Annotated in this window: 18 protein-coding genes, 1 other RNA gene and 4 pseudogenes; 17 read left to right on the forward strand and 6 right to left on the reverse strand. The window is 73.7% G+C overall.

All coding sequences use genetic code 11. The features are described from left to right. Positions 1-63: 63 nt before the first annotated feature. A complete protein-coding gene (locus ACIBR0_RS04250; RefSeq protein ID WP_396712627.1) occupies positions 64-936 on the reverse strand; it encodes a carbohydrate kinase family protein in 873 nt (290 codons plus the stop codon). Positions 937-999: 63 nt separating this feature from the next. On the opposite strand from ACIBR0_RS04250, the pseudogene ACIBR0_RS04255 reads away from it, so the two are divergent. From ACIBR0_RS04255 to ACIBR0_RS04270, 4 pseudogenes are all read left to right on the forward strand, one after another. After that, positions 1000-1954: pseudogene (locus ACIBR0_RS04255) on the forward strand (ATP-dependent helicase); the annotation flags it as partial. Positions 1955-2025: 71 nt separating this feature from the next. Next, positions 2026-4167 (forward strand): annotated as a pseudogene (locus tag ACIBR0_RS04260) (DEAD/DEAH box helicase); the annotation flags it as partial. Continuing rightward, positions 4164-4764 (forward strand): annotated as a pseudogene (locus ACIBR0_RS04265) (SWIM zinc finger family protein); the annotation flags it as partial. The pseudogenes ACIBR0_RS04260 and ACIBR0_RS04265, both read left to right, overlap by 4 nt. Before the next feature lie 77 nt (positions 4765-4841). Then, a pseudogene (locus ACIBR0_RS04270) lies at positions 4842-5081 on the forward strand (hypothetical protein); the annotation flags it as partial. Between the two features lie 13 nt (positions 5082-5094). Here ACIBR0_RS04270 and ACIBR0_RS04275 read toward each other — a convergent pair. Further along, complete coding sequence (locus ACIBR0_RS04275) at positions 5095-5352, reverse strand: DUF3040 domain-containing protein (protein ID WP_396712628.1); 258 nt, start codon at positions 5350-5352, stop codon at positions 5095-5097. A 450-nt stretch (positions 5353-5802) separates the two neighbouring features. On the opposite strand from ACIBR0_RS04275, the gene ACIBR0_RS04280 reads away from it, so the two are divergent. Genes ACIBR0_RS04280 through ACIBR0_RS04300 form a run of 5 tightly spaced genes read left to right on the forward strand, consistent with a single transcriptional unit; the run spans position 5803 to position 12133 of the window. After that, complete coding sequence (locus ACIBR0_RS04280) at positions 5803-7911, forward strand: DUF1800 family protein (RefSeq protein WP_396712629.1); 2109 nt, start codon at positions 5803-5805, stop codon at positions 7909-7911. A 20-nt stretch (positions 7912-7931) separates the two neighbouring features. Then, on the forward strand, positions 7932-9296 hold the full coding sequence (locus ACIBR0_RS04285) for a DUF1501 domain-containing protein (RefSeq protein ID WP_396712630.1): 1365 nt from the start codon (positions 7932-7934) through the stop codon (positions 9294-9296). Further along, positions 9293-10771 carry a ferric reductase-like transmembrane domain-containing protein gene (locus tag ACIBR0_RS04290; protein ID WP_396712631.1) on the forward strand — a complete coding sequence of 493 codons (1479 nt, stop codon included), beginning with the start codon at positions 9293-9295 and terminating at the stop codon, positions 10769-10771. Before ACIBR0_RS04285 ends, ACIBR0_RS04290 begins: the two co-directional genes overlap by 4 nt. A gap of 14 nt (positions 10772-10785) precedes the next feature. Continuing rightward, positions 10786-11367: an FMN-binding protein gene (locus tag ACIBR0_RS04295; protein ID WP_396712632.1), complete on the forward strand. Its 582-nt coding sequence runs from the start codon at positions 10786-10788 to the stop codon at positions 11365-11367. Positions 11368-11413: 46 nt separating this feature from the next. Beyond that, positions 11414-12133, forward strand: coding sequence for an FAD:protein FMN transferase (locus tag ACIBR0_RS04300; RefSeq protein WP_396712829.1), 720 nt, complete (start codon positions 11414-11416; stop codon positions 12131-12133). 112 nt (positions 12134-12245) lie between these two features. Here the strand turns inward: ACIBR0_RS04300 and ACIBR0_RS04305 are convergent, their stop codons facing one another. Both ACIBR0_RS04305 and ACIBR0_RS04310 read right to left on the reverse strand, forming a co-directional pair. After that, positions 12246-12407, reverse strand: coding sequence for a hypothetical protein (locus tag ACIBR0_RS04305; protein ID WP_396712633.1), 162 nt, complete (start codon positions 12405-12407; stop codon positions 12246-12248). Between the two features lie 104 nt (positions 12408-12511). Then, positions 12512-13192: a bifunctional DNA primase/polymerase gene (locus tag ACIBR0_RS04310; RefSeq protein WP_396712634.1), complete on the reverse strand. Its 681-nt coding sequence runs from the start codon at positions 13190-13192 to the stop codon at positions 12512-12514. 239 nt (positions 13193-13431) lie between these two features. On the opposite strand from ACIBR0_RS04310, the gene ACIBR0_RS04315 reads away from it, so the two are divergent. The 7 genes from ACIBR0_RS04315 (at position 13432) to mctP (ending at position 20225) form a co-directional block, all read left to right on the forward strand. Further along, positions 13432-14661, forward strand: a complete 1230-nt coding sequence (locus ACIBR0_RS04315) for a helix-turn-helix domain-containing protein (protein WP_357038625.1) — start codon at positions 13432-13434, stop codon at positions 14659-14661. Positions 14662-14677: 16 nt separating this feature from the next. After that, positions 14678-15253 (forward strand): flavoprotein, encoded by a 576-nt coding sequence (locus ACIBR0_RS04320; protein WP_396712635.1) that lies wholly within the window; start codon positions 14678-14680, stop codon positions 15251-15253. 127 nt (positions 15254-15380) lie between these two features. Continuing rightward, on the forward strand, positions 15381-16211 hold the full coding sequence (locus ACIBR0_RS04325; protein ID WP_357038631.1) for a Nif3-like dinuclear metal center hexameric protein: 831 nt from the start codon (positions 15381-15383) through the stop codon (positions 16209-16211). Next, positions 16208-16945, forward strand: a complete 738-nt coding sequence (locus tag ACIBR0_RS04330) for a C4-type zinc ribbon domain-containing protein (RefSeq protein ID WP_357038619.1) — start codon at positions 16208-16210, stop codon at positions 16943-16945. Before ACIBR0_RS04325 ends, ACIBR0_RS04330 begins: the two co-directional genes overlap by 4 nt. Before the next feature lie 3 nt (positions 16946-16948). Continuing rightward, a complete protein-coding gene (locus ACIBR0_RS04335; RefSeq protein WP_396712636.1) occupies positions 16949-18163 on the forward strand; it encodes a bifunctional RNase H/acid phosphatase in 1215 nt (404 codons plus the stop codon). A gap of 158 nt (positions 18164-18321) precedes the next feature. Continuing rightward, positions 18322-18579, forward strand: coding sequence for a DUF3311 domain-containing protein (locus ACIBR0_RS04340; RefSeq protein WP_396712637.1), 258 nt, complete (start codon positions 18322-18324; stop codon positions 18577-18579). After that, positions 18579-20225 carry a monocarboxylate uptake permease MctP gene (mctP, locus tag ACIBR0_RS04345; protein ID WP_396712638.1) on the forward strand — a complete coding sequence of 549 codons (1647 nt, stop codon included), beginning with the start codon at positions 18579-18581 and terminating at the stop codon, positions 20223-20225. The genes ACIBR0_RS04340 and mctP overlap by 1 nt, the downstream gene beginning before the upstream one ends. Before the next feature lie 98 nt (positions 20226-20323). On the opposite strand, the gene ACIBR0_RS04350 is transcribed toward mctP, so the two are convergent. Together ACIBR0_RS04350 and ACIBR0_RS04355 are read right to left on the reverse strand one after the other, a co-directional pair. Beyond that, positions 20324-21085 (reverse strand): sulfite exporter TauE/SafE family protein, encoded by a 762-nt coding sequence (locus ACIBR0_RS04350; protein WP_396712639.1) that lies wholly within the window; start codon positions 21083-21085, stop codon positions 20324-20326. 22 nt (positions 21086-21107) lie between these two features. Next, positions 21108-21698, reverse strand: coding sequence for a GNAT family N-acetyltransferase (locus ACIBR0_RS04355; RefSeq protein ID WP_396712640.1), 591 nt, complete (start codon positions 21696-21698; stop codon positions 21108-21110). Positions 21699-21820: 122 nt separating this feature from the next. Between ACIBR0_RS04355 and rnpB the strand changes: the two genes are divergently transcribed. Next, an RNA gene (gene rnpB, locus ACIBR0_RS04360) (RNase P RNA component class A) lies at positions 21821-22236 on the forward strand. Positions 22237-22327: the final 91 nt, after the last annotated feature.

Below are 22327 nucleotides of genomic sequence, written 5' to 3' on the forward strand. Positions count from 1 at the left end.
GGCCTCGGGCGCCCGCGAGCCACCTGTTTCCCCGAAACTGCCCGCGAGGGAGGGGCGGGGGAGTCAGGGGCGGGGGAGGAGGCCCGGCGGGTACTCCATGCCGTCGTGGGTGCAGGCCGCGGCCGCCACCCGGGCCGCGTACCGGGCCGCGTCCGGCAGCGACGCCCCGCCCAGCCGGCCGGCGATCACTCCGGCCGCGAAGGCGTCCCCGGCACCGTTGGTGTCCACCACCGGCGCGGGCGGGTCGGCCGCCGGCACCCGGACCGGGCCGGCGCCGGCGGGGTACAGGTCGGCGCCGTCGGCGCCCCGGGTCACCACCGCCGTGCGGGGCGCCAGGGCCGCGGCCAGCGCGCCCGCACCGTCGCCCAGCCGGACCCCGCTGACGAAGACCAGGCCGGCGGCCTCGGCGAACGGGCGGTGGTAGGGGTTCGCGCCGTCCCAGTCATGCAGGTCGGTGGAGAGCGTGGCTCCCTCGCGGAGGGCGGCGCGGACGTCCGGCAGCAGACCCACCGTCCAATCCATGATCGAAACGTGCACGTGCGCCGCCTCGCCGACCAGGGCGCCCAGCTCGGCGGCCGTGAACGGGGCCGGTCCCTGCCACGGCCGGGGGTCGTAGAGGGAGCTGCGCCGGCCGGCCGGGTCCACCAGGTTCACCGAGCGGCGGGTGCCGGCCGGGGCGTCGACCAGCACCGTACGGACCGACGTGCGGTCCAGCGCCGCCCGTACCACGTCGCCGGCCGGATCCGCGCCGAGCACGTCCACCAGCGTCACCCGCAACCCGAGCGCGTGCGCCGCGAGGGCGACGCCGGCTCCGGTGTTGCCGATGCGCAGGTCGATGGGGTCGACGGTGGCGGAGTCGGCGGCGGGCAGCGGGAGCGCGGGGACACGGACCCGGATGTCCACGCCCAGGCCGCCGATCACGAGGAGGTCGGACATGGCGCCGACGGTAGCCGGTGGGGTGGGCCTATCCTGGGCGCGGGTGTCGACGAGGGGGAGTGCGTGCTGGTCATCCACGGCGTGTGGTGGTCCGGCGGCGGGCTGGCCCTGTGGGCGGAGGACAGCGCCCTGCCGCCCCGGGCGCCGCGGCGACCCGGCCGCGCACCCCGGGAACGCCCGCATCCGTTCGCCGCCGACCACGCCGCCCTGGTCGGCGCGTCCGCCGGGGCCGCCGAGCCGACCCGGCCCGGCACCGCGCTGGTCACCCTGCCCACCCGGGCCGGCTCGCCGCTCGACTCGCCCGAACTGGTCCGGACCGACGTCGCCGAACCGGTCCGCGGGCCGGCCACCCTGGCCGGGTGGCGGGTCCCGGTCCTGGTGTACGCCCCGGACGCCGCGCTGAGCCTGCTGGTACGCCTCGACGAGCTGGCCGCCGTGCCCGGCGCGACCCTGCGGCACCTCGCCGAGGTGGCCGCGTTCGCCGTCGACCTGGCCGCCCGGGGCCGGGTCCTGCCCGGCGTGACCGACCCGGAGCCGGCGCCACGACAGCCCGACGGCTCCCGTGCGACCGACGCCGGCGGGACGGTCACCGCCCGCGCGGTGTGGCGGCCCCTGCTCACCGGCACCGACGCGGCCTGGGCCCGGTCGCTGGCGCTGGCCCTGCCCCCGGCGGCCCGCGCGGTCACCGAGGTACGCCCACAGGACCCCACCGTCGCACCCCGGGCCGCCCGGTCACCCGGCGGCGGCGCCGAGCCCCAACCCGGCGCGCTCGTCGCCGAGGTCCTCGACGCGCTCACCGACGCCGCCGTACGGGCCCGCCTCGCCGACGCCGCGCTGGCCCGGGGCGTACGGCGCCTCGGCGCGGTGCCGGACTGGCTGGCCGCGCTCAGCGGCCCGCGCCGCGACTTCACCGCCGACCCGGCGGCCCTGGAGACCCTGCGGAGCGAGCTGGACGCCTGGCAACGCGACGCGGCCGGTGGGGCGGTCCGGGCGAGCTTCCGCCTCGTCGAGCCGCCGGCCGGTGAGGTCGACGGACCGCTGGTCGTGGTGCCGGCCGACCCCGGCACGCCGGTGCCGGTGGCCGACCGGTGGCGGGTGGAGTTCGGCCTCCAGGCGGCCGACGAGCCGGGCCTGCACGTCGACGCCGACACGATCTGGTCCGCCCCGGAGACGGTGACCCGCCTCGCCGCTCCGCAGGAGACCCTCCTCGCGGAGCTGGGCCGGGCCAGCCGGCTCTGGCCGGAGGTGGACGGGGCGCTACGGACCGCCACCCCGGAGGCGTTGGAGCTGGACGTCGAGGGCGCGCACCGGTTCCTCCGCGAGGGTGCGCCGGTGCTGCACGCGGCCGGCTTCACGGTGCTGCTGCCGTCCTGGTGGCAGCGGCCGTCGTCCCGGCTCGGCGCCCGGTTGCAGGCCCGCAGCCGTACCGCTCCGGGCACGGTCGCCACCACCGGCGGCGGCGTCGGCATGGACGCCCTGGTCGACTACCGGTGGGAGGTGGCCCTCGGCGACCAGCCGCTGACCGCCGACGAGCTGACCGCGCTGGCCGCACTGAAGACGCCGCTGGTCCGGATGCGGGGCCGCTGGGTGGAGCTGGACCCGAAGCGGCTCGCCGCCGGGCTCCGGCTGCTCCGGTCGTCCGGCGAGCTGACCGTCGGCGACCTGCTCCGGCTCGGCCTGGCCGACGACGGGCAGCCGGACGCCCTGCCGGTGCTGGAGATCGCCGCCGACGGGGCGCTGGGTGACCTGCTGGCCGGTGCGGTCGAGCGCCGGCTGACCCCGCTCGACCCGCCGCCGGCCTTCCAGGGCACCCTGCGCCCGTACCAGCGGCGGGGGCTGGCCTGGTTGGCCTTCCTCCAGTCGCTCGGCCTCGGTGGCGTGCTCGCCGACGACATGGGCCTGGGCAAGACGGTGCAGCTGCTGGCCCTCCTCGCCGGTGACCCGCCGACCGCCGGTCCGACCCTGCTGGTCTGCCCCATGTCGCTGGTCGGCAACTGGCAGCGGGAGGCGGCGAAGTTCGCGCCCGCGTTGCGCGTACACGTGCACCACGGCGCGGAGCGGGCGCGCGGGGTGGCCTTCACCACGGCCGTGCACGACGCGGACCTGGTCGTCACCACCTACACGGTGGCGGCCCGGGACGCGGTGGACCTCGCCGGCATCGACTGGCACCGGGTGGTGGTGGACGAGGCGCAGGCCATCAAGAACGCCTCCACCCGGCAGGCGGAGGCGGTGCGGGCGCTGCCCGCGCGGCACCGGATCGCGGTCACCGGCACACCGGTGGAGAACCGCCTCGCCGACCTGTGGTCGATCATGCAGTTCGCCAACCCCGGCCTGCTCGGCCCGGCGGCGACGTTCAAGAAACGGTACGCGGAACCGATCGAGCGGCACGGCGACGCCGAGGCGGCCGAGCGGCTGCGCCGCATCACCGGCCCGTTCGTGCTGCGCCGGCTCAAGACCGACTCCTCCATCATCTCCGACCTGCCCGAGAAGCTGGAGATGGAGGTGGTCTGCACGCTCACCGCCGAGCAGGCCGCGCTCTACCGGGCGGTGGTCGACGACATGCTGGCGAAGATCGAGGCGAGCGACGGCATCGAACGGCGCGGTCTGGTGCTGGCCACCATGACCCGGCTCAAGCAGGTCTGCAACCACCCCGCGCAGCTGCTGCGCGACGGGTCGGCGCTGGACGGCCGGTCCGGCAAGCTGGCCCGGCTGGAGGAGATCCTCGACGAGGTCCTCGCGGCGGGGGAGAAGGCGCTGCTCTTCACCCAGTACGCCGAGTTCGGCGGCATGCTGCGCGGTCACCTGTCGGCCCGCTTCGGTCGGGAGGTGCTCTTCCTGCACGGCGGGGTCGGCAAGGCCGACCGGGACGCGATGGTCACCCGGTTCCAGTCCGCGGACGGGCCAGCGCTGTTCGTCCTGTCCCTCAAGGCCGGCGGCACCGGGCTCACCCTCACCGCCGCCAACCACGTCGTGCACGTCGACCGGTGGTGGAACCCGGCCGTCGAGGACCAGGCCACCGACCGGGCGTACCGGATCGGTCAGCGGCGACGGGTCCAGGTCCGCAAGTTCGTGTGCGCCGGCACGGTGGAGGAGAAGGTGGCGGCGCTCATCGCCGACAAGCGGAGCCTGGCGTCCCGGGTCGTCGGCAGCGGCGAACAGTGGGTCACCGAGTTGTCCACCACCCAGCTGCGGGAACTGTTCACACTGGACGACGGGACGGTGGCGGGGTGACCGGGTCCGAGGGCGGCCGGTTCGCCGACTACGGCCGGCCCCGCCGGGTCGACGGTGGCCTGAAGGCGCGCAGTACCCGGGGCGCCATCGGCCGGTCGTGGTGGTCGCGCCGCTTCCTGGAGGTGCTGGAGTCCTTCGCCCTGGGCACCCGGCTCACCCGGGGCCGGTCGTACGCCCGGGCCGGCCAGGTCCTCCGCCTGGACGTCGCGCCCGGCGAGGTCACGGCCGTGGTGCAGGGGTCCCGGGCGGAGCCCTACCAGGTCCGCGTCGCCCTACCGGCCTTCCCGCCCGCCCTCTGGTCCCGGATAGAGGAGCAGGTGGCCGGACAGGCGTTCTTCAGCGCCCGCCTGCTCGCCGGCGACCTGCCGGCCGAGCTGGAGGAGCTGTTCGCCGAAGCGGGCGCGCCGCTCTTCCCGACCGGCGTGGCCGAGCTTCGCCAGCGGTGCAGCTGCCCGGACTTCGCGGTGCCCTGCAAACACCTGGCGGCCACCTTCTACCTGCTCGCCGAGGCGTTCGACGCCGACCCGTTCGAGCTGCTGCACTGGCGGGGCCGAAGCCGCGCCGAGCTGCTGGACCGGCTGCGGGCACTGCGTGGAGCCGGCGGACCGTCCACTGCGGACGGGTTCACTCCCACCACTGCGGACGCGGTGGCCGGCGCCGCCGCGGAGGCCGCACCCGCCATTCCCGTCGCCCCCGTCGGCGCCGCGCGGGCGCTCGCCGGCCTCACCCCGGCGCCGCTGGCCGAGACGGTGGACCGCTTCTGGGTGCCGCCCGTCCCGCTGCCCGACCGGCCGCCCACCCTGGTGACCGGCCCGGACCTGCTGCTGCGGCAGCTCGGCGCACCGGCCCCCGCCATCGGCGGTCCCGGTCTGGTGGAACGGCTGCGCCGGGCGTACCGGCAGCTCGGCCGGTGAGAGCGGCGGACGTTCAGAGCCAGCGCCGGCGGTACCGCCACATGAGCGCGGCGTTGGCCATCAGCACCACCGCGCAGATGGCACCGGCCAGCCTCCCGGCCAGTACGGTCATCGCCGGTAGCGCGGCCCACAGCACGATGGTCAACAGCATCAGGTAGCGGCCGCGGTGGGCCCGGGCCCGGTTGTCCACCTTGGCGAAGAACGCCGGGTCGCTCTCCCGGAGATGACGGGTGATCTGCTCGAACCTACGCTGATCCTCTTTGCTGAGCATGTGCCTTCCCCTCACGCGTTCAGCGGTCCGGCGGCATACCCGCTGCGACGGTGGCTCACGCTCCCCCTCTGCTGCTACTTTGCCGACGGCACCCGTGTAGCACGGCAGGACGCCCGTGCGGCCGGTGAGCCCGGGCTTAGCACTTCCTTAAGTTTGCCTGTTGCGATGAACGGCGCTAAAAGCGCCGCGTGTGCGGAAAACGTTACGTCCGGCCCCCGATGTGTCGCGTCCGCCCTGCTCGCGAGGTCTGTCGCCGAACGGGCCGCGGTCGGGGGTCGCGGCGGGGCGCTCAGCACCGTCTTAAGTGACGTTTCGCGGCCCTCCGGCGCTGCTTGTAGGCGCTCGACCCCTTGGCTACCTTCCCGTAGCAACCTCCTCAGGCATCAGCCGCCGCACCCGAACCCTCCCCGGTCCCGGTCGTTGCGGCGCAAGAGAAAACAGGATTGGTACATGGCCGACCAGAATGTGCCACCACGTCGACCGCGGGACGACCGCGGGTGGGACGGAACCCAGCACCCCACCTCCCCGGCGTACGACGGCTACACGTCCACGCCGTACGGCTACGACTCCCCCCAGCAGGGTGGCTACCCGCCCCAGACCGACCCCCGGGGGCAGGACGCCCAGCCCGGGTACGCGGCACAGACCGGTTCCCGCAGCCCGTACGCCCAGCCCGCTCCGCAGGGCTCGCAGTGGGTGGGCCCGCAGGGCTTCGGCCAGCCCGCCCGAGTCCCGGCGGCCGGTCCCGGACTGCCCAACCTGGACGACGACGGTGAGCCGGGTCGCAAGCTCGACCGGCGCAAGGCGCTGGCCGCGATCGGCGGCACCGCCGCGGTGGTCGCCGGTGGCGCCGCGCTGGCGATGACCCCGCAGATCCGTGGCCTCTTCGGCGACGAGTCCGCGGCGGCCGGTGACGCCACGGGCACCACCGTCACCGACGGCACCGCGGCCCGCCCCAGTGGCCAGCAACCCAGCACGGTGCGCACCTACACCGAGCAGAACGAGAGCTACATGGGCTCCCGGGCGGGCGAGGCGCTGAAGAAGAACAGCCCGGCCGGTGGTCGTACCTTCTCCGGGCCGGCCGCCGCCGCCGCGGAGACCAAGGTGACCGTCAAGACGGTCCTGGCCAAGGACCCGGTCCTGCACCTGGCCCGGCGCGCCACCTTCGGGGCCACCCCGAAGGTCCTCGCCGAGATCAAGGAGCGCGGCATCGACGGGTGGCTGCGCTGGCAGATGGACCCCGACAAGATCGCGCCGACGAAGGCCGAGCTGAAGCTCGCCGAGCTGTCGACCCTCAAGCTCAGCTCCGAGCAGCTGCGCGAGCAGCGGGACCAGCTCAACGAGCGCGGCGCCCAGCCGGAGCGGGAGATGGTGGACGCCACCATCGCCCGGCAGATCTGGTCGGACCGCCAGCTCTTCGAGGTGATGGTCGACTTCTGGAACGACTTCCTGCACGTCGCCGCCGACTTCGACGGCGGCGAGGTCTACCGCAACTCGTTCGACCGGGACGTCGTCCGGGCACACGCGCTGGGCAGCTACCCGCAGATGCTGCTCGCGGCGAACAGGCACCCGGCGCTGCTGCTCTACCTGAACCAGAACGACTCCCGCGCCGACGCGGTCAACGAGAACCTCGCCCGGGAGAACCTGGAGCTGTACTCGGTGGGCGTCGACGGCGGCTACACCGAGAAGGACGTGCGGCAGGCCGCGATGCTGCAGACCGGCCGTGGCGTGCAGGACGGGAAGTACGTGTTCCGCCCGGAGCGGCACTACGTCGGCAAGGTGAAGATCCTCGGTTTCACCCACGCCAACAACTCCTCGGACCCGAAGAAGGCCGAGGCGGCGATCGACGCGTACCTCACGTACATCGCGCTGCACCCGTCGACCGCGCGGTACGTCGCGCAGAGCCTGGCCACCCGCTTCGTGTCGGACACCCCGCCGAAGTCCCTCGTGGAGCGCCTGGCGAAGGCGTACACGGTCAACAAGGGCATGGTCAAGCCGCTGCTCATGACGCTGTTCAGCTCCTCGGAGTTCTGGGCGGCCGTGGGGCAGAAGGTGCGCCGGCCGATGGAGTACGTGGTCGCCACGTACCGCTCCGCGGGCGTCTCCCCGGAAGCGGCGCCGAACCACGACAACGGCGACAGCAAGCGGACCCCGTACGCCCGCGGGCTGCGGCAGATCCACGACAAGATGCGCGAGCTGGGCCAGTACCCGATGGGCCAGCCCACCCCGGACGGCTACCCCGACGTCTACGTCGCGTGGACCTCGGCCGGCACGATGGTCAACGGCTGGAACGAGGCCGGCGAGATCCTCGCCGGTTACCGGACGGCCTTCACCTACACCAAGGCGGAGAAGCTGGTGGCGAAGCCGCCCACCACCGCCGGGGCGTACGTGGACGCGCTCGCCCTGCGCCTGGTGGGGCAGAAGCTCAGCGCCAAGGAGAAGTCGCTGATCCTCGGTGTGGCCGGTGTCGCCTCCGGCGCCCGCGTCGACGCGACGTTCAACGGGGCCGTCAACGCCGTCGCGCGGGCGATCCTCGCTTCCCCCCAGCACCACCTCCGCTGAGGCCTCCCATGGAGAAAACTGTGCACACGTTCCCCCTGCACCCCGACTGCCCCGACGTGCGGCGGCTGGCCGACAACCCGGCCGAGGCGCTGCTGCGGGCCGAGGCCGACATCGTCACCGCCGAGAACGCCGCCGAGCGGGATTGCTACCGCCGGCTCGAGGACCTGGAGGAGGCCCAGCAGGACGGTCGCGGGGTGACCCGGCGGACCTTCGTCGCCGGCGCCGCCGCCACCGCGACCGCGCTGGCCACCGCCCAGTTCGTCACCACCTCGGCGTCGTTCGCGGCGACCAAGACCGGCACCCTGATCCACGTCTTCCTCTACGGCGGACTGGACGGGCTGAGCCTGGTCGCCCCGGACGACCCGGTGCTCGCCAAGGCCCGTCCCGACCTGCTCCTGGGCGGGGACTCCCTCGCGCTCGGGCGCAACTTCAAGCTGACCAGCGCCTTCAAGCCGCTGGAGCCGTGGCTGAGGTCCAACCAGCTCGGCTTCATCCCGGCGGTCTCCGACGAGCGGCTGTCCCGCAGCCACTTCCAGGCCGCCGACGCCTGCAACCTGGGTGGTCTGCCCGGCGAGACCGGCGGGCGGGGCTGGCTGGACAGCCTGGTGGACGCGCTCGGCACCGGCACCGCGTTCCGCAGCGTCGGCATCGGGAGCACCCTGCCCCGGTCGCTGGTCGGCACCAACGGCGCGCTGTCCCTCAACAGCGTCGGCTCGCTGCGGCTCAACGGCGACGAGAAGTTCCGGGCCGCGACCGAGAAGGCCATCAAGGGTCTCTTCACCGGCATCAACCACCCGGTCGAGGAGGCCGTCCAGGACGGCCTGGGGGCGCTGTCCACCGCGCAGCGGCTCGCCGCGAAGCCCTACCAGCCGGCCGAGGGTGTGGAGTACCGGGGCGTGGGCAACGCGTTCCAGCAGCTCGCCCAGCTCATCAAGGGCGGGGCGAACGTCCGGGTCGCCACCGTCGGCATGGGCGGCTACGACACCCACGAGAACCAGGGCACCGGCGAGGGCGGCCAGCTGTGGCGGCGGCTGAACGAGCTGGCCTCGGCGCTGGCCGCGTTCTTCACCGACCTGGGCGACCGCGCTGACGACGTGACGGTCATGGTGTCCAGCGAGTTCGGCCGGCGGGTCGCCTCCAACGGCGGCGGCACCGACCACGGGCACGGCGGCGTGGTCACCGTGCTGTCCGGCCGCAAGCTCGCCGGGTCGCTGCTCGGTACCTGGAACGGGTTGAACGATCTGGACTCGGGCGACGTACCGGAGTACAACAACATGTTCAACGTCTACGGGGCCGTGGCGCAGGGCCGCTTCGGGCTCACCAACGCGGAGGTGGACAAGATCTTCCCCCGGCAGAAGTACACCCCGATGAAGCTGTACGCGTGACGTACCCGCACACGCACGCCTCCGGCCGCCGCACCGGGACCTCGTCCCGGCACGGCGGCCGGTCGGTGAGCGCGAGGAGTGAGCCGGGTCTGCGAGCCCCGCAGTCGCGAACGAAGGAAGGCCGGGCTGCGGACGTCCCGCCGGGCGTGCCGCCGCGGCGCGGACCCGGCGGCCGGCGTGCGGTGGCCGTGCTGCTCGTGGTGGGCCTGCTCGCCAGCGTGCTGCCCTGGTGGCTCGACACCCCCGCCGGCTCGTTGAAGAACTCCGCCGCCATGGTCACCGCCGCCGGCCGGATCACCGGCCTCGTCGCCGGCTACCTGCTGCTCGTGCAGGTGCTGATGATGAGCCGCCTCCCGGCCCTGGAGCGCTGGATCGGCGGCGAGAACCTGGCCCGCTGGCACCGGGACGTCGGCGCCACCCTGCTGGTGGCGGTGCTCGCGCACGCGTCGCTGATCCTCGTCGGGTACGCCGACCTGGAGAACAACTCGGTGCTCACCGAGGCGGGCGTGCTGCTGCGCGACTACGAGGACATGGTGTCCGCGTTCGCGGCGGCCGGCCTGATGGTCGTCGTCGGCTTCACCAGCGTCCGGGCCGTCCGTGCCGCCCTGCCGTACGAGCTCTGGCACGCGCTGCATTTGTCCAGCTACCTGGTGCTGCTGCTCGGTTTCGCCCACCAGTTCAGCAACGGCGCCCAGCTGTTCCGGCCCGGTCCGGTGCGGACCATGTGGATCGCCATGTACGCGATCGTGGTGGCCGCCCTGCTCTGGGGCCGCGTGGTCGCCCCGCTGCGACTGAACCTGCGGCACAACCTGCGGGTGGCCGACGTGGTCGCGGAGAGCCCGGACACCATCTCCGTCTACCTGACCGGGGACCGGCTCGGCCGGCTGGAGCTGCTCGGTGGCCAGTACTTCCGCTGGCGGTTCCTCACCCCCGGCATGTGGTGGCAGTCCCACCCGTTCTCGGTCTCCGCCGCCGCCAACGGCCGCTGGCTGCGGCTCACCGTCAAGGTGGTCGGCGCGCACACCCGCGACCTGCGCGACCTCGACCCCGGCACCCGGGTCTGGGCCGAGGGGCCGTCGGGCACGTTCACCGCCGCCCACCGCGTCCGCGAGCGGGCCCTGCTGATCGCCGGCGGCAGCGGCATCACCCCGATCCGCGCGATGCTGGAGGAACTGCCGCCGGGCGCGGCGCTCATCTACCGCGCGAGCACCCCCGCCGACGTGCTGCTGCACCGGGAGCTGGACTGGCTCGCCCAGGCCCGGGACGTCCGCATCTGGTACGTCGTCGGCTCGCGGCACGACCCCGGCCCCCGGGAGGTGCTGAGCCCGGACGGCCTGAGCCGGCTGGTCCCGGACCTCGTCCGCCGGGACGTCTACCTCTGCGGGCCACCCGGCCTGGTCGAGCAGTCGCTCGCCGTGCTGCGCCGGGCCGGCGTGCCCCGCCGGCAGATCCACCTCGCCACCTTCGAGTTGTAGGAAGGCACCCTCCCATGCGCCGCGCCCTGCTCGCGATCACCGGCCTGGCGGCCAGCACCACCGTCCTGGTGGTGCTCAAGGGCTCGCCGGGTGCCAGCCAGGTCGCCCAGGACCTGCCCGCCGACCGCCCGGCGGTCGTCCCCGGCTCCGCGGGCCCGACGGCCACCGGCGAAGTGACCGCCGATCCGTCGCCGACCGCCGCCTCCCCGCGGCCCAGCCGTGCCCCGTCGGCGCGGCCCACCAGCGGCTCGGGCTCGACCACCCGGACCCCGTCCGCGCCGCGGACCACCACGAAGCCGCCGGACCAGCCGACCACCCGTACGGTGACCGGCCCGGTGGTGGAGAACGAGTACGGCAACGTCCAGGTCCAGATCGTGCTGTCCGGATCGAGGATCATCAACGCCACCGCCCTGGAGCTGCCGCAGGAGACCGCCCAGTCCGACCTGCGCAGCGAACAGGTCGACGACCGGTACAGCGGTACCGGTGGCATGGTCGTGCAGCGGCAGAGCGCCGACCTGGACACCGTCTCCGGCGCGACCGCCACCAGCACCTCGTACAAGCAGTCGTTGCAGGCGGCCATCGACCGGGCGAACTGACGTGCCGGCGTTGACCCGCCCCGGGCTGCGCCGGGTCGAGCAGATCATGGGTACGGCGATCAGCCTGGACCTCGCCGACGACCTGCCCGCGGACCGGCTGCACGAGCTGGCCGAGGACGTTTTCGGCTGGCTGCGTGAGGTGGACGCCCGGTTCAGCACGTACCGCGCCGACAGCGAGGTGTGCCGTTTCGGCCGGGGGGAGCTGCTGCTCTCCGAGGCGTCGGCGGACCTGCGGCTGGTCCTGGAACGCTGCGCCGACCTGTGGGGCGCCACCGACGGGTTCTTCGACGCGTACGCCACCGGTCGCCTCGACCCGTCCGGGTACGTCAAGGGCTGGGCCGCGCAGGTCGCCTCCGACCGGTTGCTCGCCGCCGGGGCGGCCAACCACTGCCTGAACGCGGGCGGGGACGTGCGGGTCCGGGGCCGGTCGTCGTCCGGCCGGCCGTGGCGGATCGGCGTCCGGCACCCGTGGGAGGAGACCGCCACCTGCCTGATCCTCACCGGCACCGACCTGGCCGTGGCCACCTCCGGCGTCTACGAGCGCGGACACCACGTGCTCGACCCGCGCCGGGGCACCCCCGGGCGGGGGCTGCGCTCGGTCACCGTGGTCGGGCCGGACCTGGGCGTCGCCGACGCGTACGCCACCGCGGCCGTCGCGATGGGCGTCGCCGGGATCGGCTGGCTGGACCGGCTACCGGGTCACCGGCACGCGGTGGTCACCGACGACGGCCGCTGCCTGCACTCCACCAACCTGCCGCTGGAGTAAGGAAGGGCCCCCGCTTAACGCCTGCGGTAGAGGAAGGGTCCCCGCTTAACACGTCGCACCCGCACCGCGCACCGCCCTGCGCGCGGCGGGTGCGCGGTGCGCAGTGCGGGGGTCAGCGGGCGGGGCGGTGGGTGCCGGCGGGGCGGGAGCCGGCGGGCCGGGGACGGCCCGGACGGGATCCGGCCGGCCGGGTGCCGGCCCAGCGGTGCCGGGGACGGTGCTGGCGCGGCGGCTCGGCGCCGCCCGGCTGGCGCGTGGTGTCGTCGGTGGACATTTCAACCCCCGCTCGTGGCGCGTCCGCGCCGTCGTGAGGTTCAACGACCGGAGGCCCGCGGACGACGCTGCCCCGGTGGCGGGGCGGCGCGCCGGTGGGGCGCCTCAGGCGCCGCGGCGGGGCAGGGGCAGGTGGCCGGGGAGCAGCTCGGAGGTGAGCCTGACCCCGGCGGCCCGTAACGCCCCGATGAGCGCGTTCTGCACCAGGTACGAGTCGGGCAACTGCCAGCGGGCCTGCTCCGGTGCGACGACCCAGCGGACGGTGCCCTCGGGCAGCCGGGTGGGCGGCGCCGGGATCCACGAGCCGGGCCCGTGCCGGACCACGTGGAAGCAGTGGTCCAGCTCCGGACGCAGCGGGTCGCCCGGCCGGACCAGGAACATCCACCGTCCGGTGGGGGTGGCCAGCACCGGGCCGCGGACGCCCGTCCCGGCCGGGTGGCTCCGGACGACGTCGAGGACGTGCCGCCCCAGGTGCGCGGGAACCTCCAGCACGTCGAAGGTCCGGCCGGTGGCCAGCAGTACGCCGTGCGGCCGGTCCCGCCACCACGTCGCGACCCGCGCCGGGTCGGCGCTCGCCGCGCGCTCCCAGTTCTCCAGCGCGGGATGACAGCCGACCGTCGGACAGCCGGGCCGGCCGCAGACGAAGCGGCTACGGGCCAGGCACGCGCCCGGTGTCACCTCCCACCCGTGCATCGCGTAGCGGACGGCCACCCGGCGCAGTCGCACCCGCTCCAGCGACGGCAGGTTGGCCACGCGTGGTCCGACATTCCCCCACATGTGTGTCATCTCCCTCCGGCTGACCCGGCCGGCGCCCGGGTCGCATGTCGAGCACCGTCACTGCCGTAACCCGCGATCGTTGAGTTGACGAACGGCTGATGCAACTTGCACGAAAGCTATGAGGACTGGCTGTACGGCCGACGTACAGGCTGTGCGACCAGGTAAAACCTGAAGAGCACGGATCACCGCGCCCGCGGAGACCCTCCGGTGCACCATCCGGAGTGGACGGCAGGGGGAGGGATGGGGAGATGGACGAGTTACCCATTGGGCGGCGGGTGGCCTACTGGCGGGGGCGACGCAAGATGTCGCAGCAGGTCTTCGCGGACCGGTTGGGCAAGTCGAAGAGCTGGGTGGACAAGGTCGAGCGCGGCGTGCGCCGGCTCGACAAGTTCTCGGTTGTCTACGAGATCGCCGACATTCTCCAGATGGACGTGCAGCTGCTGCTCGGCAAGGACCCCGAGCGGCGTACCGATGCGTTGAACTGCATCGACCAGGTCGAGGTGCAGGAGATCCGCGCGGCCCTGGAGCGGTACGACTCGATGAGCGCGTACTTCGACGCGGCGCCGTACCCGCCGCCGCTGACCGACATGCGCAAGGCCGTGACGCACGCCTGGCTGACCTACCAGTACGGCCGGTACGGCATGCTCACGCGCGCGCTGCCGAAGCTGCTGCGCGACGCCCAGGCGGCGGACGCCGGCTACGGCGGCGACGACGCGCGCGAGGCCGCCCACCTGCTGGGGCAGGTCTACCAGATCGCCTCCTCGGTGCTGCGGAAGCTGGGGGAGTGCGAGCTGGCCTGGCTCGCCGCCGACCGGTCGATGGCGGTCTGCCAGCGCGCAGACGACCCGCTGCTGGCCGGCATCGCCACGACCCGGGTGTGCAACGCGCTGGCGGCGATGGGCCGCGCCCGTCCGGCCCTGGAGCTGAACGTCACCATCGCCAACCGGCTCACCCCGGGCGGGGGCAACGACGCGACACCGGAGCGCCTCTCCGTCTACGGGATGCTGCTGCTGCAGGGCGCGATGGCCGCCGCCCGGATCGGCGACTCGGCCACCGTCGACGACCTGCTCAACGGCGCCCAGGAGGCAGCCACGCTGCTCGGGGCGGACGAGAACCACTACTGGACGTCGTTCGGTCCCACCAACGTGGAGCTGCACCGGGCCGCCGCGGCGGTCGAGCTGGGCGACGGCGGCCGGGCGGTGGAGATCCACCAGCAGCGGATCCCGGAGCCGGCGTTCAACGCGCTGCTACCCGAGCGGCGGGCCCACCACCTGCTCGACATCGCCCGGGGCTTCGCCCAGGTCGGGGACGTGGCCAACGCCGGCGAGATGCTGCTGCGCGGCGACCGGCTGGCGCCGTCGGAGATCCGGTGCCGTCCGATCGCCCACGAGGTGATGTCCGACATCCTCCGTCGCACACGTGGTGCGCCGCCTTCTCCGATCGCGGAGTTGGCTGGACACATGGGAGTAGGGGTATGAGCGCGGAGTCGGCCTGATGACCGGGCCGCGCCGCACCAGCGGGCACCTGCCGGTGCTCTACGTCATCGCCTGCGGTTCGCCGCTGGCACGCCATGTGGGTCGGCTCGTGGAGCTGGCCCAGGAGGACGGTTGGGACGTCTGTGTCGTCACCACGCCCGACGGCGCCAAGTTCGTCGACCGGGCCGCGGTGGCCCGGCAGACCGGACATCCGGTACGCACGCACTACAAGAACCCGGGTGACCTGGACGTGCTGCCACCGGCCGACGCGATGATCGTCTGCCCGGCCACGGTCAACACGGTGAACAAGTGGGCCGCGGGGATCACCGACACGCTCGCCCTCGGCCTGCTCGTGGAGGGGCAGGGGCTGGGCGTTCCGCTGGTGGCGGTGCCGTACACGAATACCGCGATGGCCCGCCACCCGGCGTTCCGGGCCGGCCTGGCCCGGCTGGCGGAGTGGGGGGTGACCGTGCTCTTCGGGGACGACGTCGTCCCGCTGCACCCGCCGGGCACGGGGGAGCGGCACCAGCACGAGTTCCCGTGGGGCCTGCCCCTGGCCGCGGTGCGGGACCGGCACTACCGGGCCGCCGCCTGACGCCGGAACCCGCCACCCGGCGTCGGCCACCGCCGTCGGCTCCGGGTGGCGCGGCCCCGGGACGTCCCCGGCGACGGTAAGCTGGCCCGCCGTGAGCACACCCGCAGTTCCGCCGACCGTCACCGACGTGGTGGGCGAGCTGGAGCGGCGCTACCCGCCGTCCTGGGCCGAGGAGTGGGACCGGGTGGGACTGGTGCTCGGCGAGCCGAGCGCCCCCGTACGTCGGGTGCTCCTGGTGGTCGACGTGGTGCCGGAGACCGTGGCGGAGGCGATCGCGGCAGGCGCCGACATGATCGTCGCGCACCACCCGTTGCTGCTGCGCGGGGTGTCCTCGGTCGCCCCGACGACGTTCAAGGGCCGGATCGTCCACCAGCTGATCAAGGCCGACGTGGCACTGTACGTGGCGCACACCAACGCCGACGTGGCCGACCCGGGCGTCTCCGACGCGCTCGCCGCCCGGTTCGGGCTGACCGGGCTGCGCCCGCTGCACCGGCCCGCGCCCGGCTCCCCCGCACACGGCGCCGGGCGGGGCATCGGCCGGATCGGTGAGCTGCCCGAGCCGATGACCCTCGCCGAGCTGACCCGGCACGCCGCCGCGGTGCTGCCCGTCACGGCCTGGGGAGTTCGCGCCGCGGGTGACCCCCGGCGTATGGTTCGTACCCTCGCCGTCAGCGGCGGCTCGGGGGACAGCTTCCTCACCGACGCGACCGCCGCCGGGGTGGACGCCTTCCTCACCGCCGACCTGCGCCACCATCCCGCCGGCGAGCACCTCGCCGCCGGCGGCCCCGCCCTGCTCGACGCCGCCCACTGGGCGACCGAACGACCGTGGCTGGACGACCTGGCCGCGCTCCTGCGGGAGTCGCCGGGCGTCGAGACGCTGGTGTCCGACCTGGACACCGACCCGTGGACCGTACACGCCGCCCCACCCGCGGCGGACGAGAAGGAGCCCCGACCGTGAAGGCTGACCCGAAGGTCCAACGCCGGCTGCTCGATCTGGCGGCGATCGACACCGCCCTCGCCCAGCTCGCCCACCGCCGGCGCGCGCTGCCCGAGCGGGCGGAGCTGGAGGCGCTGGCCCGGGAGCTGTCCGCGTTGGAGGACGAGCGGGTCCGCGCCCAGGTCGCCGTCGACGACCTGGACCGGGACATCGCCCGGCTGGAGAAGGACATCGACCAGGTCCGCGCCCGCAAGACCAAGGACGAGAACCGGCTGGCGTCCGGGAGCGGCCCGGCCCGCGAGCTGGAGGCGCTCCAGCACGAGCTGGTCTCGCTCAACCGCCGCCAGGGCGACCTGGAGGACGCCGAGCTGGAGCTGATGGAGCAGCGGGAGACCGCCCAGTCCGTGCTCGACGGGGTGGAGCAGCGGATCGCCGCCGCCCGGGAGAAGCGGGCCACCGTCGAGCAGCGCCGCGACGAGGCGCTGGCCGAGATCGCGAAGGAGGAGGAGTTCAAGCGGGGCGCCCGGGGGCCGCTCGCCGCGGACCTCCCGAGCGACCTGGTGACCCTCTACGACCGGATCCGCGAGGACAGCGGGCTGGGTGCGGCCCTGCTCACCGGGGCCCGCTGCGGCGGTTGCCGCCTGGACCTCTCCGGCGCCGACCTGGCCCGGATCCGCAAGGCGGACCCGGACGAGGTTGTCCGCTGCGAGGAGTGCCGGCGGATCATGGTCCGCACCAACGAGTCCGGCCTGTAGCCGATGGCGCCGCGCGTGGTGGTCGTCGAGGCCGACGGCGGGAGCCGGGGCAACCCCGGCCCGGCCGGCTACGGCGCGGTGGTTCGTGACGCGGACACCGGCGAGGTGCTGGCCGAGCGGTCCGAGTCGATCGGTCGGGCCACCAACAACGTGGCCGAGTACCGGGGGCTGATCGCCGGCCTGGAGGCCGCCGCCGAGCTGGGCGCCACCGAGGTGGAGGCCCGGATGGACTCGAAGCTGGTGGTCGAGCAGATGTGCGGCCGCTGGCAGATCAAGCACCCCGGCCTGCGCCCGCTCGCCGCGCAGGCGGCCGGGCTGGTCGGTCGCTTCGCCGCGGTCCGGTTCAGCTGGATCCCCCGGGAGCGCAACCGGCACGCCGACGCGCTCGCCAACGCCGCCATGGACGCTGCCGCCGGCGGCGCCCCGGCCCGCCCGGCGGCGCCTCCGGTCGCCGAGCCGCCGCGTGAGGTCGCCGCCGCGGACTCGCCGGCACGGGCCGCGGCCCGCGAGGCGGCGGCCCGGGCGTCCACCGCGCGGACCACCGGCACCGACCCGGCGACCGCGCCGGCCTCCTGGGAGCCGCGTCCCAGCTTCACCGCCACCCGGCTGATCCTGGTCCGGCACGGCGAGACCGAGTACACCGAGCAGCGCCGCTACTCCGGCCGTGGCGACGTCCCGCTCTCCGCGCGGGGCCGGGCCCAGATCCGGGCCACGGCCGCGCGGGTGGCGGCGCTCGCCCCGTCCGCCGCGGCCGTCGTCAGTTCCCCTCTCTCCCGGTGTACGACCACCGCCGAGGCGATCGCCGAGGCGCTCGGCGGCCTTCCGGTACGTCGCGAGGACGACCTGATCGAGTGCGACTTCGGCGCCTGGGAGGGGCGCACCTTCGCCGAGGTGCGGGAGCGCTGGGCAGGGGAGATGGACGCCTGGCTCGCCTCGACCCGGGTGGCTCCGCCGGACGGTGAGTCGTTCACCGAGGTCGCCGAGCGCGCCCGCCGGGCGATCACCGCGCTGCTCGACGCGTACCGTGGCGAGACCGTGGTGGTCGTCTCCCACGTCTCGCCGATCAAGCTGGTGCTGCGCGACGCCCTCGCGGCCGGTGACGCGTTCCTGCACCGCCTCTTCCTCGACGCGGCCGGCGTCTCCGTCGTCGACATGTGGCCCGACGGCGGCGTCGCGGTCCGTTCGGTCAACGACACCGCGCACCTCACCGACGCCTGAGCGCCCAGCCACCTCCGTGGCCCCTCCCGGAGGCCGAGCCGTTCGGCGCAGCCGACCGGCCGTTCGGCGCACCGGGGTCCACCGCTCGGCTGTGACGGCGTTCACAAGGTCATAGCCTCCGGCCGTTACACGCGGATCACGACCCGGAGGTGTGTCGCATGGCCCTACCCGAACCGGCTACGCCCGATCCGGAGACGCGCCTGACGGCGTCGTCCCGGGCGAAGGACAAGAGCCGCTGGAACTGGTTGCTCTTCATCCCGATCCTGGTGCCGCTGATCCCGGCGTTCTTCAACGCCGACTCGCCCCGGGTCTTCGGCTTCCCGCGCTTCTACTGGCTCCAGCTCGCCTACATCCTGCTCGGCGTGGCGACGACCACGCTGGTCTACCAGATGACCAAGAAGCGGGGGGACCGCTGATGTGGCGCGACCACCTCACCGAGATCATCGTCTTCACGGCGCTCTTCCTGCTGGTCAGCGCCATGGGATTCGTCGCGGCCCGGTGGCGGGCGCCCAAGGACATGGCGCACCTCGACGAGTGGGGGCTGGGCGGTCGCAGCTTCGGCGGCTGGATCACCTGGTTCCTGGTCGGCGGTGACCTCTACACGGCGTACACCTTCGTGGCGGTGCCGGCCCTGGTGTTCGGCGCGGGCGCGATGGGCTTCTTCGCGGTGCCGTACACCATCGTCATCTACCCGCTGGTCTTCCTGGTGCTCTGCCGGCTCTGGTCGGTCTCGCACCGGCACGGCTTCGTCACCCCGGCGGACTTCGTCCGCAACCGGTTCGACTCGCCGGTCCTCGCGCTGCTCGTCGCGATCACCGGCATCGTCGCCACGATGCCCTACATCGCGCTCCAACTGGTCGGCATCGAGGCGGTCCTGAAGACGATGGGGGTGACCGGCGAGAGCACCGTCGCCCGGCACCTGCCGATCATCATCGCGTTCGCGATCCTCGCCGCGTACACCTACCAGTCGGGGCTGCGCGCGCCGGCGCTCATCGCGTTCGTCAAGGACACGCTGATCTACATCGTGATCCTGGTGGCGGTGATCTGGCTGCCGTACAAGCTCGGCGGCTGGGGCGACATCTTCAACGCGGCGGACGCCAAGTTCGACGCCTCGCCGAACCCGAACGACGGCATCCTGCTGAACGCGAACAACCAGCTCCAGTACGTCACCCTGGCGTTCGGCTCGGCGCTGGCGCTCTTCCTCTACCCGCACAGCATCACCGGCGTCCTGGCCAGCCGGAACCGGGACGTGATCAAGCGGAACATGTCCGCGCTGCCGGCGTACAGCCTGCTGCTCGGGCTGATCGCGCTGCTCGGCTACATGGCCATCGCCTCCGGCGTGAAGCCGCTGGCGGGTCCGGACGGCACAGTGGACGGCAACACCATCGTGCCGGTGCTGTTCGACCAGCAGTTCCCGGACTGGTTCGCCGGCGTGGCGTACGCGGCCATCGGCATCGGCGCGCTGGTGCCGGCGGCGATCATGTCGATCGCGGCGGCGAACCTGTTCACCCGCAACATCTACAAGGAGTACCTGCGGCGGGACGCCACCCCGGCGCAGGAGGCGCAGGTCTCCAAGATCACGTCGCTGCTGGTCAAGGTCGGGGCGGTGGCGTTCATCGTCTTCCTCAACCCGCAGTACGCCATCGACCTCCAGCTGATCGGCGGTGTGATCATCCTCCAGACGCTGCCCGCGGTGGCGCTGGGCCTCTACACCCGCTGGTTCCACCGCACCGCCCTGATCGCCGGCTGGGCGGTCGGCATGGCGGTCGGCATGTGGATGCTCTACCAGGTGTCCAGCCCGACCCGGAAGCACTTCGGCGGCTCGGCGTTCCCGCTGGAGAAGTTCGGCTTCGACACCACGATGACCATCTACGTCGGCTTCGTGGCCGTCCTGGTCAACCTGCTGGTCGCGGCCCTGCTGACGCTGCTGCTGCGGGCGGCGAAGGCGCACGACGGTGGCGACGGCACCACGCCGGACGACTACTTCGCCGACGAGGGCGATCCCCGCGTCACGGCGGGCACGACCCGCGACGCCGACGCGGCCCCGGAACCCGTCGCCTGAGGTGTAAGGGTGTAAGGAAGGGCCCCCCGTTAACGCCTGGCGTTGTACAGGGGGCCCTTCTTAACGCGCACGCTCGCCGTGGCGGTGCGCGGAGGGAGTCAGCGGAGGGCGCGCCACAGGAGGTAGAGGCCGATGACCGTGCCGAAGACCACGATCAGGGTCTTCAGCACCACCGGCGGGAGCCGGCGGACCAGCCGGGCGCCCGCGTACCCCCCGGCCAGCGTCGCGGGCGCGACCAGCGTGACCGCCGCCCAGTTGACCGGGCCGAGCAGCGCGAAGACCACCAGCGTCGTGAGGCCCACCACCGCGGAGAGCAGGTTCTTGATCGCGCTGACCCGCGCCAGGGTCGCGTCGAGCACCAGGGCCAGGCCCGCCACCAGCATGACCCCGAGCGCCGCGCCGAAGTAGCCTCCGTACACCGCGGCGACCCCGACCATGACCTGCACGGTGAGCGTACGGCGGCGCGGCGCCAGGTCGCGCGGGTGCCCGACGAGCCGGCGCAGCGGGTCCTGGAAGGCCAGCATCGCGGTCGCCCCGAGCACCAGGAAGGGTACGACCAGCTCGAACGCCCGCGCCGGGGTGGCCAGCAGCAGCAACGCCCCGGCGATCGTCCCGAGGACGGTGGCCGGCACGAGCGTCGCCACCGCTCGCCGGCGCGGCAGGTCCTGCCGGCTGCCCGCGACACTCGCCACGTACCCGGGGAACACCGCCACCGAGTTGCTCACGTTGGCCGGCACCGGCGGCAGGCCCACCGCGATCATCGCCGGGAACGTGATGAGCGAACCCCCGCCGGCCACCGCGTTGACCGTGCCCGCGGCGAGGCCGGCGGCGAGCAGCAGCGCGGCGTCGGAGAACTCCATGATCGGTGAGGCTAGTACGGCCTCAGGCGGGGCGCCCGGCGCCGGTGTCCGGCTGCGCCGCCCGCCACTCCCGGCCGAGCATCGCGTAGACCGCCTCGTCGGTCCACTCGCCCTCGGTGAACTCGTTCTCCCGCAGGTGTGCCTCCCGCCGCATGCCCAGCCGCTCCAGGACCCGGGCCGACGCCGTGTTGCGCGGGTCGATCCGACCGACGATCCGGTGCAGGTCCAGCCCGTCGAAGCCGACCGCCAGCATCGCGGTCGACGCCTCGCCGGCGTACCCCCGCCCGCGGTGGTCGGGGTGGAGCATGTAGCCGACCTCGCCCTGCCGGTGCTCGGCGCTCCGCCACATCAGCACCACGTCTCCCACGAGCTGACCGGTCTCCCGTACGACGACCGCCAGTTGGAGGGAGTCGCCCTCCTTCGTCAGGGCCGTACGCCCCTGCCGCCGCTCCAGCACCGCCCGGGTGCCCTCCAGGTCGGTCGGCCCGCCGATGCTCACGTAGCGGTGCTGCTCGGGGTCGGAGAAGTAGGCGTGAAAGGCGTCCAGGTCCGAGGCGGCGAACGGCCGCAGGTCCAACCGTCCGGTCCGCATCGGGAACGAGGGCTTCAACATCCGCGCAGGGTACGCCCCGACACGTACGGCGATCATCGCCTTTTCCGCCAGGCCCACCTGACGGCCGTGCCGGGGCGGCAATAGCCGCGGCCCCGGCGTCGTTAGGATGAGAGCGCGACGGACGAGTCGACCGGGCGGTCGCGTCGGCGGGCTCCGGCCCGCCGCCGAGGAACGTCCGGACTCCACAGGGCAGGGTGGTTGCTAACGGCAACCCGGGGTGACCCGCGGGACAGTGCCACAGAAAACAGACCGCCGGCCCGAACGGGACGGTAAGGGTGAAACGGTGGGGTAAGAGCCCACCAGCACCCCGGGTGACCGGGGTGGCTCGGTAAACCCCACCCGGAGCAAGGCCAAGCAAGGGCCGTCACCGCAAGATGACGACCCGGCGCAGACGTTCGAGGGCGGCCCGCCCGATGTCTGCGGGTAGGCCGCATGAGCCTGTCGGCGACGGCAGGCCGAGATGGATGACCGCCGCCGGTGCGGACCCCTTCGGGGTACGCGCCGCGCACAGAATCCGGCGTACAGGTCGACTCGTCCGTCGCCCGCCAGGTCGCAGCCTCGATCAAGGCTGCGACCTGGTTGTATTTCAGGCTGTCTATGGGCGTTGGCGGTCATCATTGGTTGGCGTT

Origin of the sequence: Micromonospora sp. NPDC049497, from assembly GCF_044465805.1 — a bacterium.
Taxonomy (GTDB): domain Bacteria; phylum Actinomycetota; class Actinomycetes; order Mycobacteriales; family Micromonosporaceae; genus Micromonospora.

What these genes read in the sequence shown, in the direction of transcription:
- ACIBR0_RS04350 (WP_396712639.1), bottom strand. Translation starts at nt 21,085, where the DNA reads ATGGAGTTCTCCGACGCCGCGCTGCTGCTCGCCGCCGGCCTCGCCGCG.
- ACIBR0_RS04310 (WP_396712634.1), bottom strand. Translation starts at nt 13,192, where the DNA reads ATGACACACATGTGGGGGAATGTCGGACCACGCGTGGCCAACCTGCCG.
- ACIBR0_RS04250 (WP_396712627.1), bottom strand. Translation starts at nt 936, where the DNA reads ATGTCCGACCTCCTCGTGATCGGCGGCCTGGGCGTGGACATCCGGGTC.
- ACIBR0_RS04275 (WP_396712628.1), bottom strand. Translation starts at nt 5,352, where the DNA reads ATGCTCAGCAAAGAGGATCAGCGTAGGTTCGAGCAGATCACCCGTCAT.
- ACIBR0_RS04355 (WP_396712640.1), bottom strand. Translation starts at nt 21,698, where the DNA reads ATGTTGAAGCCCTCGTTCCCGATGCGGACCGGACGGTTGGACCTGCGG.
- ACIBR0_RS04280 (WP_396712629.1), top strand. Translation starts at nt 5,803, where the DNA reads ATGGCCGACCAGAATGTGCCACCACGTCGACCGCGGGACGACCGCGGG.
- ACIBR0_RS04295 (WP_396712632.1), top strand. Translation starts at nt 10,786, where the DNA reads ATGCGCCGCGCCCTGCTCGCGATCACCGGCCTGGCGGCCAGCACCACC.
- mctP (WP_396712638.1), top strand. Translation starts at nt 18,579, where the DNA reads ATGTGGCGCGACCACCTCACCGAGATCATCGTCTTCACGGCGCTCTTC.
- ACIBR0_RS04320 (WP_396712635.1), top strand. Translation starts at nt 14,678, where the DNA reads ATGACCGGGCCGCGCCGCACCAGCGGGCACCTGCCGGTGCTCTACGTC.
- ACIBR0_RS04335 (WP_396712636.1), top strand. Translation starts at nt 16,949, where the DNA reads ATGGCGCCGCGCGTGGTGGTCGTCGAGGCCGACGGCGGGAGCCGGGGC.
- ACIBR0_RS04300 (WP_396712829.1), top strand. Translation starts at nt 11,414, where the DNA reads ATGGGTACGGCGATCAGCCTGGACCTCGCCGACGACCTGCCCGCGGAC.
- ACIBR0_RS04340 (WP_396712637.1), top strand. Translation starts at nt 18,322, where the DNA reads ATGGCCCTACCCGAACCGGCTACGCCCGATCCGGAGACGCGCCTGACG.
- ACIBR0_RS04315 (WP_357038625.1), top strand. Translation starts at nt 13,432, where the DNA reads ATGGACGAGTTACCCATTGGGCGGCGGGTGGCCTACTGGCGGGGGCGA.
- ACIBR0_RS04305 (WP_396712633.1), bottom strand. Translation starts at nt 12,407, where the DNA reads ATGTCCACCGACGACACCACGCGCCAGCCGGGCGGCGCCGAGCCGCCG.